The sequence below is a fragment of the Alteromonas sp. KUL42 genome (genome assembly GCF_006538325.1).
In the GTDB taxonomy this organism is placed as follows: domain Bacteria; phylum Pseudomonadota; class Gammaproteobacteria; order Enterobacterales; family Alteromonadaceae; genus Alteromonas.
The window spans coordinates 193,559-210,026 of record NZ_BJKK01000001.1; the positions used below are offsets into that span (position 1 = coordinate 193,559).

Genomic DNA, 16,468 nt, shown 5'->3' on the forward strand with positions numbered 1-16,468 from the left:
GAATTTCTTTATGTCATTCACAAGTTCGAATAAAGGTGCGCGCGCATCAAAAGTGTGGCTATGGCTGTTAGTTGGAGCAAGTACGGGAGCACTAATCAGCGCTTTCGTGGCTTGGCTCATTGTTTCTAACAATAGTGTTTCAGCATCTACTGGCGATAACGAAAGTACTGATTCTCAAGAAAAACAACCGCTTTACTGGGTTGCTCCCATGGACGATAGCTATCGACGAAACGAGCCGGGAAAATCACCTATGGGAATGGACTTAGTGCCCGTGTATGAGGAAAGTTCGCTAAGCATTTCGGGCAGTCGCTCTCCTGGGACCGTAATGATTAGCGCAACTATTCAGCAGAATATCGGGGTGAAAACTGCACCTGTGCACGTCGGTAAACTTAATCAAACTGTTACAACAGTTGGTGTGGTAAGTTTTGACGAGGATAAAATAGTCCATATTCATCCGCGCGTTGAAGGGTGGATTGAGACGCTACATATAAAGTCTCAAGGGGAAGAGGTAGAAGCAGGTCAACCGCTTTACACATTGTATTCTCCGGAACTTGTTAACGCCCAAGAAGAATATTTACTCGCGCTAAAACGCAGTGATAAAAGGCTGATAGAAGGCGCTTTGCAACGGTTAAAGTCACTGGCGCTACCCGATGCGTTTCTTACGCAGTTACAGACATCAAAGCAAGTTTCACAAACGGTGACATTCAGTGCGCCTCAAGGTGGTGTTGTAGAGGCAATGACAATTCGCGAAGGGTTCTTTGTTCAACCCGGTACGACAATCATGAGTATCGCGAAATTAGAGCATGTGTGGATAATTGCAGATGTCCCTGAAAAATATGTGGGCAGCATTCAGCTAGGTGATACAGCCGATGTTGAAATGGACTATTTGCCTAATGCGCAATGGCAAGGTCAGATTGACTATATTTACCCGTCGTTGTCTGAGACAACGCGTACCTTGAAGGTTCGAATTCCATTGTCTAATCGCGATGGTGCCCTTAAGCCAAATATGTTTGCCAATGTAACCTTATCCTCATCTAAACAAGAAACTGCACTACTTGTGCCCAAAAGCGCTGTTATTCGAACCGCCGGAGGGCCTCGTGTTGTGCTTAGCGACGGACAGGGTCACTTTAAGTCGGTTAACGTAAAACTTGGCCAGCAAGACACGAGGTTTTTTGCGGTATCAGAAGGCTTATTACCTGGGGATGAAGTGGTGGTTTCAGCGCAATTTTTGATTGACTCTGAATCGTCTAAAAATAGTGACTTTGAACGCATGGCTGAACCCGATCATCAAGCGACAACGTGGGGCGTAATTGAGCAGATAACCGCATCGAATGAAAGCGAAGATAGCGTAGCAAGAATGACTATTTCACGGGGGCCTATTGAAAAGTGGGGGCGTGGTCCAGCTACTATGTCTTTTGCCCTTTCTGAGCATATTGATAGTGCCTTATTTGACGTTGGTGACCGCATTACCTTTACGTTTGTAACAGGCGATGAGTTTGTCATTGTGGCGATGAAGCACGGCGCTAACGACAGCGCAATGTCTAAGGGTGTTACCGATCACAATATGAGTCAAGATCACAAGATGGATGTGCACCATGATTGAATCTGTAATTCGATGGTCAGTGCAAAATCGCATAATGGTGTTGCTGTGTGCTGTGATGCTAAGCATTGCCGGTGTATGGGCAGTAAAGCAAACACCGATTGACGCCATTCCCGATTTATCTGATGTACAAGTCATTGTAAAAGTGAATTATCCAGGGCAATCCCCACAGGTAGTGGAAGATCAAGTCACTTTTCCGTTAACCACCGCTTTAATGTCAGTACCTGGCGCGCAAACCGTGCGAGGTTACTCGTTTTTCGGTGATGCTTATGTGTATGTGATATTCGATGATGACACCGACATGTATTGGGCGCGCAGTCGCGTTTTAGAATATCTAAGTCAAGCTGCACCACAGTTACCAGAGGGCGTTACGCCACAATTGGGCCCTGATGCTACCGGTGTTGGTTGGGTGTATATCTATGCTCTTGAAAATGGTGGTGACAAGAGAAATGCATTGGACTTAGGCGAGCTGCGATCGCTTCAGGACTGGTTTTTGAAGTTCGAACTACAGTCTGTTGAAGGCGTTTCTGAAGTGGCGTCTGTGGGCGGTATGGTGAAGCAGTACCAGGTGGTGGTAGACCCTGAAAAACTGAGGGCTTATAACCTTATGCCTTCTGTTATTGAAGTAGCGCTTAAACGAGGAAACAGAGCCACAGGAGCCTCCGTTATTGAGATGGCCGAGGCTGAATATATGGTATCGGCAGAGAATTATATCCAGCAAGTGAGCGACATTGAAGCAATACCAACTGGCGTATTACAAGATGGTGTGAGCATAACCATAGGTGATGTGGCACGTGTTGTTGAGTCTCCGCTAATGCGAAGAGGTATTGCTGAACTTAACGGTAAAGGCGAAACCGTGGGCGGTATCATTGTTATGCGTTATGGCGAAAACGCCAAAGCGACTATTGATGCCGTTAAAGATAAACTTGATAGTTTGCGTGTAAGTCTGCCAGAAGGCGTAAAGATAGTGCCTGTGTACGACCGCTCAACACTTATTGATAACGCCGTAAATACGCTGTCTGACAAGCTTGTCGAAGAGTTAGTTGTAGTTGGGTTGGTGTGTTTGGTCTTCTTGTTTCATATACGCTCGTCACTGGTAGCCATTATAAGCTTACCCATAGGTATTCTTTGCGCATTTATCGTAATGAAACTCCAAGGGCTAAATGCAAATATTATGTCATTGGGGGGAATCGCCATTGCTATTGGCGCCATGGTTGACGGTGCTATTGTTGTGGTCGAAAACTTACATAAGCATCTAAAACAGGCGTATGACACTAACAATACTCAAGTACTTGATGCCAAAACGCGCTGGAACCTGGTAGTAAAATCAACCGTAGAAGTAGGGCCTGCATTGTTTTTCTCCTTGTTGATCATAACCGTGTCTTTTGTACCTGTGTTCGCACTAGAAGCTCAAGAAGGACGGCTATTTTCTCCTCTGGCGTATACAAAAACCTATGCAATGGCCGCTGCAGCCGCATTGGCTATTACGTTAGTTCCTGTACTGTCAGGCTATTTTGTACGAGGGAAGATTAAATCTGAAGATGAAAACCCCCATCACCAAGCTACTAGTAAGCATGTACAAACCTATTTTGGTGAAGGCACTGCAATTTCCCAAAGTAACGTTAACTGCCGCTACGCTCATATTACTCTCAGCATACTGGCCACTGAGCCAGTTAGGCAGTGAATTTATGCCAGAACTCGACGAGGGTGACTTGATGTACATGCCCACCACTTATCCGAGCATATCCATTGGCAAGGCACGAGAGCTTTTACAACAAACCGACAAGCTTATTAAAACTGTGCCTGAGGTTGAAAGTGTTTTTGGCAAAGTGGGGCGCGCAGATACAGCAACGGACCCTGCGCCATTAACCATGATTGAAACCTTTATTCAATTAAAACCAAAATCACAATGGCGAGAAGGCATGACGACTGAAAAACTTAAACAGACGTTTAATCAGTTAGTCGATTTTCCGGGGGTAACCAATGCGTGGGTCATGCCCATAAAAACGCGCATTGATATGTTAGCTACCGGTATTAAGACCCCAGTAGGCATTAAAATAGCTGGGCCTGAACTTGACGGCATAGAAGAAATAGGAAAGCAGATAGAGCAGCTTTTACCTAATGTACCTCATACTACGTCAGTGTATGCTGAACGCGTGGTTGGTGGGCGCTATGTGTATCTTGATATCGATCGCACGTCTTCTGCACGTTATGGTCTTAATATTGACGATGTGCATGCCCTTGTTGGCACCGCTATTGGAGGGCGTACAATTACGCAATCAGTAGAAGGGCGCGAGCGCTATCCGGTAAGTTTGCGTTTTCCTCAACATTATCGAGATACCCCCGAAGCACTGTCTCTCATACCACTGGTAACGCCAAGTGGCGTTCATATCACACTCGGTGAAGTAGCCAACGTGCGCATTGCGCAAGGTCCCGCAGGCATTAAAAGTGAAAATGCACGGTTAAATGGCTGGGTCTTTATTGATATTGATGACAGTGACCTCGGCGGTTACGTAGACAAAGCTAAAACCTACCTTGATGAGAATTTAGCACTGCCGGCTGGGTATTCACTGTCGTGGGCGGGGCAATTCGCTTATCTCGAACGAGCAAAAGCGAAACTGTCAGTTGTTATTCCCGTTACGCTTGCCATTATTTGTTTACTGCTTTATTTGGCGTTTAACAGACTGAAAGACGTGGCACTTATTTTGGCTACACTGCCGCTTGCCCTAGTGGGTAGTATTTGGCTGTTATACGGCCTTAACTTCAATATGTCTGTGGCGGTTGGTGTCGGGTTTATTGCGCTAGCTGGTGTGGCGGTAGAAATTGGAGTAATAATGTTGGTTTATCTCAATCAGCAGGTGTCTGATTTGGCAATGAGTGCTGATAGAACAGGCAACACAATATCAAGCACAATAGGGCCTTCAGCGATTGGAGATAAGGACGTTAAAAAAGCAATCATTCACGGTGCAACCATGCGTTTAAGACCGGTATTAATGACGTCATTTTCTATTATTATTGGCCTTCTACCTGTGCTTTATGCCACCGGAACGGGCAGTGAAGTAATGCAGAGAATCGCGGCGCCTATGGTGGGGGGCATGTTAAGTGCGTTGGTGTTGACACTCATTGTGTTGCCTACCGCGTTTTATCTTAGCCTAGGAGGTAAAAGCAAAGGTAGCCAGTAGCCATTTCTTCGCGAGAGTATAAAAACAAAACGAGAGCACGCATGGCGAACTCTCGTTTTGTGTTATTGTCGCGCAATTGCTGCTACGCATTTGGTCTGTTTACATCGTAGCTGTTTACATTGTTGCGAACTTCTCAAACAGGAAACTATGTAGTTGCTTAATGCGAAGCAGCGTATGTCTCTACTTGCTGCCAGACGCGAAGCACATTGCCGCTTAGAATTTTCTCGATATCTGCTCTAGTGTAATCTCTATCAAGTAAGCCTTGAACTAGGTTAGGAAAACTCGCCACGTCTTTAAGACCAATGGGTAATGAATCGCCCACGCCATCATAGTCTGAACCAATACCTACATGCTCAATACCCACAAGTTCGACCACATGATCGATGTGATCAAGCACTTCATCGAGTGTTGAGTAAGGGTAAGGAACCGTTTTTCTGTACTCTTCTTCAAAGTTTGCCAGTTTAGGGCTATCTTCACCTTCTTTCTCTATTAATGCCTTTTTGGCGTTAGTTAGCCCTGTTCTCCACTGACCTGCTTGTTTTGAAACAAAACTAGAGCCGAAGTTAATCATGACTACACCACCATTTTCACCAAGCTTTTTGATCATTTCGTCGTTCATGTTTCGCTCAAACCCTGGGGTAAAGCGTCGAAGCGATGAGTGTGAGGCAATCACAGGAACCTTTGTTAGTTCAATAACTTGATAAAAGGCGTCGTCAGATACGTGAGAAATATCTAACATAATGCCAATATTGTTCATCTCAGTAACGAGTGTTTTACCAAATGGACTCAATCCCTTCCATTTTCTACGAAGATCATAGGAAGAGTCGGAAATGTGATTCGCTTGACTGTGTGCTAGCGTAATGTAACGAATACCTCGCTCGTAAAACGCTTCTAAATTAGCTAAATCGCCTTGAAGTGGAGAACCGTTTTCCATACCCATAGGAAGCGAGATTAATCCTTTCTCAAACTGCGCTTTCACTTCTGATGGACTTTTAGCTATAGCAAATTTATCTGGTGCTCGAGCAACTATTGCTTCAACAGAGTCGATTAACTCATGTGCTAACTGTGTTGATTCAGGTGAATTGTCTAAACTAGCGGGCACATAAATACTCATAAATGGGGCATTTAGCCCACCTTTCACTGCGCGCGGATAATCAAAATCTCCGCCTTCAGTAGCTTTAGTTACATCTACCCATTTCTCTTTAACGCGATAGGGGACATCGATATGGCCATCTACAATAATCGTTTCTTTTGCAATGGCTATGGCTTGCTCAGACGCGGAATAATTTTTTTGCTCTGTGGCAAATGCAGGTGCACTTAGCAATGCAGCAACAACTAATGCACATGATGAAAGAGGGAAGCGCCTGGTCATACGTATAATTCCTTGTGTGTAATTACTCTAGTCAACGTTCAATAACGGTCTGACAATATAAATTGCATCGTATAATCAAATATTGTTTTGCTTTAAATAGATTTGATGCAAGACACGAGAGTAAAACATATTAGGTGCCCTTCGCAATTGTAGTGTGATGAAGGTTTGTTACTCATTGTCGGTCCTTCTTACGAATCTCTTGAATCAGTGACTTCTATTTAGGCTGAATTTCGTATGTCAACGCTCATTAGTCCCTCGGAAGCAATGTGAGAAGTACAGTCGGTGTAGGCGGGTAAATAAACCAAAAACTCAATTTGAGCCCTATTTTGGTTAAAATTAGAGCGCTTGTGCCCGTTCACCTAAATTTTACATTGAAATAAAAATTTAAAACTTGTTATTGTGAAGATCGCGTGACTTCATTGCGCTAATGCGTAATACTCCTGAGCGCTCTGCCTACTATCGATGGAGTAAATGATCGATGACAGACATTATCTGTAGGGCTAACGTAATTTAAAGTGGTACTCGCTCTTCTCAATTTTTTAGCCGAGACCACAGTAAACAAGTATGAGAAATAAATATGGCTATTAATTTTGTACCGCTAGACAAAGAAAAACATAAAGACCTAAAGCTTGCGGTAAGCACGACTTTCAGCTATGCGAAAAAAACGCATTTAGCTTCAGCATCTATCCGTGAGTTTGCACAGCTTGCGGCAACCATGCCTTTGGTATTCATTGAAGACGCAGAAGCAAAGCGTCATCACGTTGTGACTATGTTAGGTATGGAACAAGGTCAAAACCTATTCCTAACAGGTGACAGCTGGAAAGGTCCTCACGTACCAATGAACATCCTTCGCTATCCGTTTGATGTACGTCCTGATGGCGACAAGTTAGGTGTTTTCATTGATGAAAACTCAGACCTAATTTCTGATGAAGGCCAAGCATTATTCACTGAAAATGGTGAAGCATCTGAGTTCTTGAACAATCGTCAAAAATTCCTAAGCGATTTGGCTAACAGCGAAATGATTACCCAGCGCTTCATTGCTAAGGTTGTTGAACTGGACCTTCTTGATCCAATTCAAATTCGCCTTACTTATCAAGACGGTACACAGCGTAATGTAACTGGCATGATGAGCATCAACGAGAAGAAACTTCTTGAGCTTCCTGAAGATAAAATTGTTGAATTGCACAAAGCTGGTTTCTTAGGTGCAATTTACGCAGTGATGATGTCTATTGGTCAACTAAACCGTTTGGTTGAACTGTCTAACGACACTGAAAATCCAATTCGCAATATGCATTTGTCAGCAGTTGGTGTGCAAGCTCAACCTGCTAACGAAGAAGCGCCTAGTGCATAATAACTTGGTGGCCTCTTAATTTATTGAAAACCCGCTTAAAAGCGGGTTTTTTTATACCATTCGTCCACATTCAGAACCTGTTAGTATTCGTTCAGAATACGTTAAGTTTTCGCCTCTTATATTTGTTCCTGTTTTCTTCACACACTTTTCTAAAGGTTATAAAACATGGACTTAAAAAACACATTCACAAAAACGTCAATGACTGGACTTGCGCTGATGCTGGCTTCACTGCTTAGTGCAACAACGGCAACCGCCAACACGCAAAATGAAGTTAGCGCAACGGTACAAGATATCGAAGGGTTTAACGACAACTTTTATACTGCTAGTTATGTTCGTTATTTAGACTCTGTAAAAAGTGATTCTGGCGCTTACTTGATAAACCCTTACTTACAAAGAGTATCTAGTCTTTTTGGTGGTTATGCTCGAGGCGGAGATAGAGACGCTCTCATTTTGGGAGGTACTTTCTATTTTAATGAGCAATGGTCAATTACGGCTGAAGGTTCATATAGCGAATTAGACAATAACTACGGTGACCAAGAGAGTAAATTTGTAAAGGCCAGTGTCGGCTACAATTTGTCACCCGAATGGCAGATTGGAGCCGGTTTACAATATATTAGTTTCGATTACGACCTTAATTTCGATGGAAATGTATTTGATGAAGAGTTCAGTAACACGTCTCCGGTTGCTTTTACTCGTTACACCACGGTTGGCAAAACAGGTACGGGTTGGGACTTAATGTTTGAATTTGTCGAAGATGATGCGGACACCTACACAGGGAGTGCGCGTTATTTCTTTAGCCCAGCTTTAAGTGTCGCCGGTACGTTTGAGTATGTAAATTCACCTTCAGGGTTTGACGATGACAAACGAGCAGGTATCGAAGTGGATTACTGGTTTAACGAACAGTTCTCAGTTACAGCGGGTTATGAGAAAAATACCGATAGTGACGCTGACGATGATGTAGCAACCTTAAGTGCATCGTATCGATTTTAAGTAAAAGCGTATTTGAACTCATACCTACCTTTCAACAATTATATACAAGCGACGTTTACCTCGTCGCTTGTGATAAGAACGTATAATGCTACTTATTTTCTCTTTTACCGCAGTTCGTCGATTAATTAGCCTTTATTAATACTCTCTTCAAAGAATACTGCTTCTTTTTTACATGCCTAATCATATACTTCCAAAATCTACTGTATATATAAACAGTTTGAACCCAATAAACACGCGGCTTCCACGGCACTTTTCTACTTGACAGTGGGGATCATTGATACCTAAACTGTACCTCAGTGGGTAAATGTGGCGAATTGTGGATCAAATCATCACTTTGCAGATTAGTACTCAAATAATAAGAAAACCAAGAGCAAATAATAAAAGGCTAGGGGAATGTTCCGCGGCGCTAACGCAATCAATCTGGATACAAAAGGCAGACTGGCTATACCTACGAAGTATCGTCAGTCGCTGCTGGATGATTGTCAGGGACAACTCGTCTGCACAGTCGATACACAACAAAGTTGTTTGCTACTTTACCCACTTCCCGAATGGGAAGAGATTGAGCTAAAACTCTCTAAGCTTTCAAGCATGATCCCCGCTGAGCGTCGCTTACAGCGATTATTACTTGGGTATGCTTCAGAAGGCGAGATGGATAAAAGCGGACGTATTCTTATTCCTACTCCATTGCGAACATTCGCAAAACTCTCAAAAGAAGTCATGTTAGTTGGTCAGTTAAACAAATTCGAAATTTGGGATGCCGATATTTGGGCACAACAAGTTGATGCTGATATAGACACCGAACGCAAAGGCGAATTTGAACTTACCGAACGATTACAGGACTTCTCTCTATGAGCCAAAGCGAATTTAAGCACATTTCTGTGCTACTTGACGAATGTATTGAAGCGCTGGCGATTAAGCCCAACGGAATTTACGTCGATGCAACCTTCGGTCGTGGCGGTCATTCTGCGCATATTCTGGCATCACTTGGTGATGAGGGGCAGTTAATCGCCTTCGATAGAGATCCTCAAGCAATTAAAGCGGCAGAGCGGTTTGCTGACGATAAGCGCTTTCGCATTATTCATTCGCCTTTTGGTGACATGGCTGAAGAAATTGAGGCACTTGGACTAACTGGAAAAATTGACGGCGTATTGATGGATTTAGGGGTGTCGTCTCCACAGCTAGATGACGCTGAGCGCGGTTTTAGTTTTTTGCGTGATGGTCCTTTAGATATGCGTATGGATACTTCGCGTGGGCAAAGTGCTGCCCAGTGGCTAGCCAATGCAGAAGAGCAAGACATCACGCAGGTTATCAAAGAATTCGGTGAAGAGAAATTCGGTAAGCGCATTGCCCATGCCATTGTAAATACACGTAAGCACACGCCAATTACTCGTACAGCACAACTTGCTCAAATCATTGATGAAGCGGTTCCGGTTAAAGACAAGTTCAAACACCCTGCTACACGCGCGTTCCAAGGAATACGCATTTACATTAACGCCGAATTAGAACAACTGCGTGTGGGTCTAAAAGCTGCCACACAGGTACTTGCCAAAGAAGGGCGACTGGCGGTGATTTCATTTCACTCGTTGGAAGACAGGTTAGTTAAACGCTTTATTAAGGAACAAAGTAAAGGAAAGGTTGTTCCACATAATTTACCCATCACCCAAGCAGAAATTGATGCAGATAAAGTATTAAAAGCCTTGGGCAAAGCCATTAAACCTTCAGAACAGGAGATCGCGAACAATGTTCGCTCTCGCAGTTCGGTACTGCGGGTGGCTGAGAAATTATGACCAAGAGTACGCCAGGCAAGGCAGGGACTAATTTCAGTTTACTGTTGATAATTGTTTCAGATTTGACCCGCAACAAGTTGCGGGTTTTGTTGTATTTAATGGTTATTGCAAGCGCGATGGCTGTCATTTTAAGTAGCCATCACAATAGGCAACAAGTTATCGCCCTTGAAGACCTTATGCAGGAAAAAGATGAGCTTGATGTGGAATGGCGTAATTTAGTACTCGAGCAACGTGCGCTTACTGAACACAACCGTATTGAAACCCTTGTCGAGAAGCAGTTGGATATGTATCGACCAACCGCAGACGATGAAGTTGTAGTGAGGCTAAAATGAGCCTAGCGAATTCCTCACAAAGTATCCAATCTGCGCGACAACAACCGCGTAAGAACAGTCGTGGCGGTAAACTAGGAGCCAAGCCAGGAACTAAATCAGGCGCTAAACAAAACGTCACGCCAAGCTTGGTGCACTGGCGTTTTGTGGTTGTGCTAGTTGTCATTATGGCGGTATTTGCAGTGTTAGCTGCTCGGGCAGCATACATTCAGGTGATAGAGCCGGACGAGCTTATTCAGCAAGGTGACAGTCGTACTTTACGTACTCGCAATATGCCAACCTATCGCGGTCTTATTACTGATAGAAATGGGGTTGAATTAGCCGTCAGTGTGCCGGTGCGCGCCATCTATGCTGACCCTAAAGTAATTCATGAAAATAATGGCTTTGATGAAGCTCGACGTTGGGAAGCGCTAGCCGATGTATTGCGTCAAGACGTCAACGAACTCAAAGATAAAGTCGCAAACCCCAAACGCCGTTTTGTCTATCTTCAGCGCCAGGTTTCACCGGCAATGGCTGAGTATGTTGATAAGCTGGATATCCCGGGTATTTATCTACGCCGAGAAAGTCGACGCTATTACCCAACTGGTGAGGTATCAGCCCAGCTAATTGGTGTCACCGATGTAGATGACGCAGGTGTCGAAGGCTTAGAACGCATGTATGACGATTGGTTAACAGGCACGCCTGGGTCTCGGAAGATTCGTCGTGACGCAAAGGGCCGTCAAGTTGAAATACTGGAAACCACATCTGGCGAGAAAGCTGGTGATTTGCAGTTATCTATTGACCAACGCATTCAGGCCCTAGCGTACAAAGAAATTAAAGAAGCTATGCTGTATTACCAGTCGAGCTCGGCCTCAGCCATTGTTATTGACGTCAAAACTGGCGACGTACTTGCTATGGTTAATGCGCCTTCATTTAACCCCAATGACAGAAGTGATATTTCACCACACAGAATGCGTAACCGCGTAATTACGGATGCTTTTGAGCCTGGCTCATCGCTAAAGCCACTTGCCGTGCTGACCGCATTGGAATTTGGCGACGTTGAACCCGAGGATACTGTTGATACCTATCCAGGTTGGATGCGCTTAGGTGGAAGCTTGGTTAAAGATACGCGCAATTATGGTGAGCTTACTCTTGAAGAAATCATACAGCACTCATCTAACATGGGAACGTCAAAGCTCGCGTTATCTGTACCTAAGCAATTCCTGTTAGATACCTATTACAACATGGGGCTAATGAGTGATACCGGTTTGAATATGGCAGGCGAAAGCAGTGGTATTTTCCATGAGCGCAGCCGTTGGTCTGAATTCGAACTGGCTACCTTATCGTTTGGTTACGGTATTTCGGTGACCACCGCTCAGCTAGGCCGTTTATATGCGACCTTAGCCAATGGGGGCATTAAAACCCCGCTTAATATTATCAAGTCGCCAAAGGAACCTACTTGGCAAGCACAAGCAGAGCGCGTGATAAGCGAAGAAAATGCCAATGCCATTATTCAAATGATGGAAAGCGTAACTCAGCGCGGTGGTACCGCAACTAAAGCGGCAATTCCCGGCTATCGCGTAGCGGGTAAAACTGGTACAAGTCGTAAAGCGGTAGCAGGTGGTTACGGTGAAGAGTATGTCAATATCTTTGCTGGTGTGGCGCCGGTATCCGACCCACGTTTAGTTACTGTTGTGCTTATTAATGAGCCAGGTGGTGATTTATATCACGCTGGCGACACGGCGGCGCCAGTATTTTCAGCCATCATGGGTGGCGCCTTGCACATGCTAAATATTGCGCCTGATGACAAACAGGTTACTTCTAGTCGGTTATTAAAAGGAGGCCAAAGTGGTAGTTAAGGCCTTTATTCAGAGCACTCGCGCGCTCATGGCAAAGTTTGGTATTGACGCACCAGATATCCGTATTGAAGGGTTGACGTTAGATAGCCGCGAAGTGAATACACGCTTGGCGTTTATTGCCATAAAAGGGCACGAGCGAGATGGTCGAGATTTTATCCCGCAGGCAATAAGTTTAGGGGCCCGTGTAATATTGGCGCAAACTGACGACAGTGATAACCATGGAAACATGGAAATGCGCGACCACAGTGTCATTATCTACTTGCACGGGCTGCCACAAATGCTCTCTGCATTGGCTGCGGCGTTTTACGATTATCCTGCGCAAAAGATGGCAACAGTTGCTGTTACCGGAACTAACGGGAAAACCTCTACAGTTCAACTGCTTACGCAGTTAAAAGATGCGTTGGGTACACGTAGTGCCAGCATAGGTACGTTGGGCAGTAGTGTATTTGAAGGCAGTAATACACAATGGAAAAACACGCCTGCGGCCAACACTACACCCGATGCCATACGTATGCAGTACTTGTTGGCAGAGTTTGTGCAAAGCGAAGTGCGTCATACTGCTTTTGAAGCCAGTTCACATGCGTTAGTACAAGGGCGCCTTAGTACGGTGAAAACCGACATCGCTGTGTTTACCAACCTAACCCGTGACCACCTCGATTACCATGGAACAATGGAAGAGTATGGTAGTGCTAAGCGCTTGTTATTAGCGCAACCGGGCTTGAAAGCAGCAGTATTAAATGCCAATGATAGTGAAAGTGAAAAATGGGACAAGGAAGCAGCCTCATCAATATTGAGAGTGTGGACAGGTATTGAGGTTGGCGAGTCTGGCAGCGCAATGAATGCCTACAAACAACCCCAATATCGCCATTGTTTCGCCACAAAGCCAACTTATCATTCGTCGGGATGTCAGTTCGAATTGAACACGTCTTGGGGCAACGCATTTATTTCTTTGCCGCTGTTTGGTGAGTTCAACGTGAGTAACGTACTTAGTGCAATAGGTACATTGCTTGCAGAAGGTGAGCGCTTTGACGAGGTGGTAAACGCAGTTAATGCGATAACACCAGTACCGGGCAGAATGGAAGTGTTTCCAGTAAATGGCGCGGCCAATATTGTTGTGGATTATGCACATACCCCCGACGCGCTTGAAAAGGTACTACTGAGTGCAAAATTTCATACCTCAGGTCAAGTGTGGTGTGTGTTTGGTTGCGGTGGTGATAGAGATAAAGGCAAGCGCCCACTAATGGGCCAAGCTGCCGAAGTGGGTGCAGATGTGATTGTGATCACCACAGACAACAGCCGTAGTGAAGCGCCAGAGGCAATTGCAAGTGACATTATTGCTGGACTTAAGAATGCTGAGTGTGCTGTGTGTATCGCTGATCGCGAAGCTGCCATCCGCCATTGCCTTTCGCTTGCTACTGAAAAAGACATTATTGTCGTGGCCGGAAAGGGACACGAAGACTATCAAATCATTGGTGATAAAAAAACTAACTATAACGAACGTGCAGTTGTGGCGCGACTGCAACAGGAGTACAGCAAATGATAAGAACAACGCTGTTATGGATAGCCGAAAAAGTTAACGGAAAACTGCAAGGAAAAGCAGATATTGAAGTAACCGCAATTAGTACAGACACCCGTACTATCGAAGAAGGTGCAGTTTATCTTGCGCTGAAAGGGCCCAATTTTAATGGCCATGATTTTGTCTCTCATGCACAAAAAGCCGGAGCCATTGCGGTTATTGCTAGTGAGCCTGTCACAACGTCACTTCCCGTAATTATGGTCGAAGATACAAAAGATGCTTTAGGCATGTTAGGTGCTGCAGTTAAGGCTGAAGTTGCACCTAAGACAATTGCCATCACAGGAAGTAGTGGTAAAACCACGGTGAAAGAAATGTGTGCTTCTGTGTTATCACGCCGAGGAAGTGTGCTGGCCACAAAGGGGAATTTTAATAACGATATCGGTGTGCCGTTAACGCTGCTACGCCTAGAGCCACATCATGAGTTTGCGGTTATGGAGTTGGGAGCGAATCACCTTGGTGAAATTGCTTACACTACTAATTTAGTTAAGCCTGATGTGGCCACTATCGTTAATGCCGCAGCTTCTCACTTAGAAGGTTTTGGAAGCTTGCTTGGTGTCGCTCGTGCTAAGAGTGAAATTTTTAAAGGGCTAGGTGATGAAGGCGTTGCTGTCGTTAACGTCGATAGTCAGTTTGCTGATTTTTGGCTTGGTAAGCTTAAACATACACAAACACTTACCTTTTCACCTGATCAAAAGAACCACGCTGATTTTCGCGCTCAGGATATTTCACTTGGTTTAGACGGTTGCGCTGCATTCCATTTGGTATGCCCCAAAGGGGACATTGCAATTCAGCTCACTATTCCGGGCCTTCACAACGTGGGTAATGCATTGCTCGCAGCAGCATTAACTTTGCAAGTTGGCGCTACTCTTGAAAATGTACGCGATGGCTTATTGGCCATGAAACAAGTGAGTGGCCGACTTAATGTCAAACAACTCACTGAGCAGGTTCGTTTGCTTGATGATACTTACAACGCCAATGTGGCCTCGGTTAATGCGGCAATAGACACATTAAGCAGCTTTGCAGGTATTTCAGTACTTGTACTTGGTGATATGAAAGAACTCGGCGAAAAGGCGCGTTTTTATCATGAGCAAGTTGGCGAGTACGCCAAAGAAAAGGGCATTGATTACCTCTACACAATGGGGGTGTTAAGCCAGTCAGCAAGTGATGTATTTGCCGAGAATAGTGGCCATTTTAGCGATGTTGAAAGTTTAATGGAGGCGATGCACAACGATTTGTTGATGCAGCAGCGCGATATATCAATTTTGGTGAAAGGTTCACGTAGCTCCAAAATGGAGCGTGTGGTAGAGGCAATCGAGGCCTCTGCGCTGGGAAAGCTTGATAGCCGTCGGGAGCGAATAGCATGCTAATTTGGCTAGCCGACTGGCTAACACAATTTGATACAGGGTTTAATGTCTTTTCCTACCTAACGCTGCGGGCAATTTTGAGCACGCTGACGGCGTTATTGATTGCCATACTGATTGGCCCCAAGATGATCCGTTATTTGCAAACCATGCAAATTGGTCAAACGGTTCGTGACGATGGCCCGCAGAGTCATTTATCTAAATCGGGCACGCCCACCATGGGTGGATTACTGATACTCGCGGCTATTGTTGTAAGCGGGTTGTTATGGGCCGATTTAACAAATCGCTACGTGTTGGTTACTCTGTTTGTAGTAGTCGCTTATGGTGCGATTGGTTTTGTCGATGATTACAGAAAAGTGATTCGCAAAGACTCGAAGGGCCTTATTGCCCGTTGGAAGTATTTTTGGCAGTCGGTTGTTGCACTAGGTGTAGCTTTCTTCTTGTATAGCTCAGCCACGCTAAGCGCAGAAACATCCTTGCTTGTACCCTTCTTTAAAGAAGTGTTCCCACAACTGGGTGCATTCTTTATTGTTGTTACCTATTTTGCCATTGTGGGTACGAGTAACGCAGTAAACTTAACCGATGGCTTAGACGGCCTAGCCATTGTACCTACTATTCTAGTGGCTGGAGCATTTGCTATTTTTGCGTATGTAACCGGAAATGCTAACTTTGCTGCCTATCTCAATATTCCTCATATCCCGTTAACCAGTGAACTTGTGATCGTGTGTACGGCTATGGTCGGCGCAGGGCTTGGTTTTCTCTGGTTTAACACCTATCCAGCACAGGTTTTTATGGGTGATGTAGGCTCTTTAGCACTTGGAGGTACATTGGGGGTGCTTGCTGTGTTAGTACGCCAGGAATTGGTGCTTATCATTATGGGCGGTGTTTTTGTAATTGAGACACTCTCAGTCATTCTACAGGTTGGTTCATTTAAGTTACGTGGACAGCGCATTTTCCGCATGGCCCCGATTCACCATCACTACGAACTAAAAGGCTGGCCCGAGCCTCGCGTTATAGTACGTTTTTGGATAATTTCCATCATTTTGGTCTTAGTTGGCCTTGCAACCCTTAAACTGAGATAA

Annotated in this window: 11 protein-coding genes and 1 pseudogene; 11 read left to right on the top strand and 1 reads right to left on the bottom strand. The window is 44.8% G+C overall.

Annotated elements, in window-relative coordinates; translation table 11 throughout:
* Positions 1-10 precede the first annotated feature (10 nt).
* Together EYR97_RS00840 and EYR97_RS00845 are read left to right on the top strand one after the other, a co-directional pair.
* Complete coding sequence (locus EYR97_RS00840) at positions 11-1,603, top strand: efflux RND transporter periplasmic adaptor subunit (RefSeq protein WP_131091956.1); 1,593 nt, start codon at positions 11-13, stop codon at positions 1,601-1,603.
* Positions 1,596-4,782: pseudogene (locus EYR97_RS00845) on the top strand (efflux RND transporter permease subunit). The gene EYR97_RS00840 and the pseudogene EYR97_RS00845 overlap by 8 nt, the downstream one beginning before the upstream one ends.
* A gap of 157 nt (positions 4,783-4,939) precedes the next feature.
* Here the strand turns inward: EYR97_RS00845 and EYR97_RS00850 are convergent.
* Positions 4,940-6,154: a dipeptidase gene (locus EYR97_RS00850; protein WP_131091957.1), complete on the bottom strand. Its 1,215-nt coding sequence runs from the start codon at positions 6,152-6,154 to the stop codon at positions 4,940-4,942.
* A gap of 577 nt (positions 6,155-6,731) precedes the next feature.
* Between EYR97_RS00850 and EYR97_RS00855 the strand changes: the two genes are divergently transcribed.
* The 9 genes from EYR97_RS00855 (at position 6,732) to mraY (ending at position 16,468) form a co-directional block, all read left to right on the top strand.
* The gene (locus EYR97_RS00855; protein ID WP_131091958.1) at positions 6,732-7,505 is read left to right on the top strand and encodes a SapC family protein; all 774 of its coding nucleotides are present in this window, start codon (positions 6,732-6,734) and stop codon (positions 7,503-7,505) included.
* Between the two features lie 165 nt (positions 7,506-7,670).
* Positions 7,671-8,495, top strand: coding sequence for a putative porin (locus EYR97_RS00860; protein ID WP_131091959.1), 825 nt, complete (start codon positions 7,671-7,673; stop codon positions 8,493-8,495).
* Positions 8,496-8,888: 393 nt separating this feature from the next.
* A complete protein-coding gene (gene mraZ / locus EYR97_RS00865; RefSeq protein WP_131091960.1) occupies positions 8,889-9,347 on the top strand; it encodes a division/cell wall cluster transcriptional repressor MraZ in 459 nt (152 codons plus the stop codon).
* A complete protein-coding gene (gene rsmH / locus EYR97_RS00870) occupies positions 9,344-10,282 on the top strand; it encodes a 16S rRNA (cytosine(1402)-N(4))-methyltransferase RsmH (RefSeq protein WP_131091961.1) in 939 nt (312 codons plus the stop codon). Before mraZ ends, rsmH begins: the two co-directional genes overlap by 4 nt.
* Entirely contained in the window at positions 10,279-10,614 is a 336-nt protein-coding gene (gene ftsL / locus EYR97_RS00875) for a cell division protein FtsL (RefSeq protein ID WP_131091962.1), read from the top strand. The genes rsmH and ftsL overlap by 4 nt, the downstream gene beginning before the upstream one ends.
* Positions 10,611-12,449: a penicillin-binding transpeptidase domain-containing protein gene (locus EYR97_RS00880; protein WP_242634829.1), complete on the top strand. Its 1,839-nt coding sequence runs from the start codon at positions 10,611-10,613 to the stop codon at positions 12,447-12,449. The genes ftsL and EYR97_RS00880 overlap by 4 nt, the downstream gene beginning before the upstream one ends.
* Positions 12,439-13,989, top strand: coding sequence for a UDP-N-acetylmuramoyl-L-alanyl-D-glutamate--2,6-diaminopimelate ligase (locus EYR97_RS00885; protein ID WP_131091963.1), 1,551 nt, complete (start codon positions 12,439-12,441; stop codon positions 13,987-13,989). Before EYR97_RS00880 ends, EYR97_RS00885 begins: the two co-directional genes overlap by 11 nt.
* The gene (gene murF, locus EYR97_RS00890) at positions 13,986-15,392 is read left to right on the top strand and encodes a UDP-N-acetylmuramoyl-tripeptide--D-alanyl-D-alanine ligase (RefSeq protein WP_131091964.1); all 1,407 of its coding nucleotides are present in this window, start codon (positions 13,986-13,988) and stop codon (positions 15,390-15,392) included. Before EYR97_RS00885 ends, murF begins: the two co-directional genes overlap by 4 nt.
* Positions 15,386-16,468: a phospho-N-acetylmuramoyl-pentapeptide-transferase gene (mraY, locus tag EYR97_RS00895; RefSeq protein ID WP_131091965.1), complete on the top strand. Its 1,083-nt coding sequence runs from the start codon at positions 15,386-15,388 to the stop codon at positions 16,466-16,468. The genes murF and mraY overlap by 7 nt, the downstream gene beginning before the upstream one ends.

Coding starts and splice junctions, on each gene's coding strand:
- EYR97_RS00840 (WP_131091956.1), top strand. CDS start 11: ATGTCATTCACAAGTTCGAATAAAGGTGCGCGCGCATCAAAAGTGTGG.
- EYR97_RS00850 (WP_131091957.1), bottom strand. CDS start 6,154: ATGACCAGGCGCTTCCCTCTTTCATCATGTGCATTAGTTGTTGCTGCA.
- EYR97_RS00855 (WP_131091958.1), top strand. CDS start 6,732: ATGGCTATTAATTTTGTACCGCTAGACAAAGAAAAACATAAAGACCTA.
- EYR97_RS00860 (WP_131091959.1), top strand. CDS start 7,671: ATGGACTTAAAAAACACATTCACAAAAACGTCAATGACTGGACTTGCG.
- mraZ (WP_131091960.1), top strand. CDS start 8,889: ATGTTCCGCGGCGCTAACGCAATCAATCTGGATACAAAAGGCAGACTG.
- rsmH (WP_131091961.1), top strand. CDS start 9,344: ATGAGCCAAAGCGAATTTAAGCACATTTCTGTGCTACTTGACGAATGT.
- ftsL (WP_131091962.1), top strand. CDS start 10,279: ATGACCAAGAGTACGCCAGGCAAGGCAGGGACTAATTTCAGTTTACTG.
- EYR97_RS00880 (WP_242634829.1), top strand. CDS start 10,611: ATGAGCCTAGCGAATTCCTCACAAAGTATCCAATCTGCGCGACAACAA.
- murF (WP_131091964.1), top strand. CDS start 13,986: ATGATAAGAACAACGCTGTTATGGATAGCCGAAAAAGTTAACGGAAAA.
- mraY (WP_131091965.1), top strand. CDS start 15,386: ATGCTAATTTGGCTAGCCGACTGGCTAACACAATTTGATACAGGGTTT.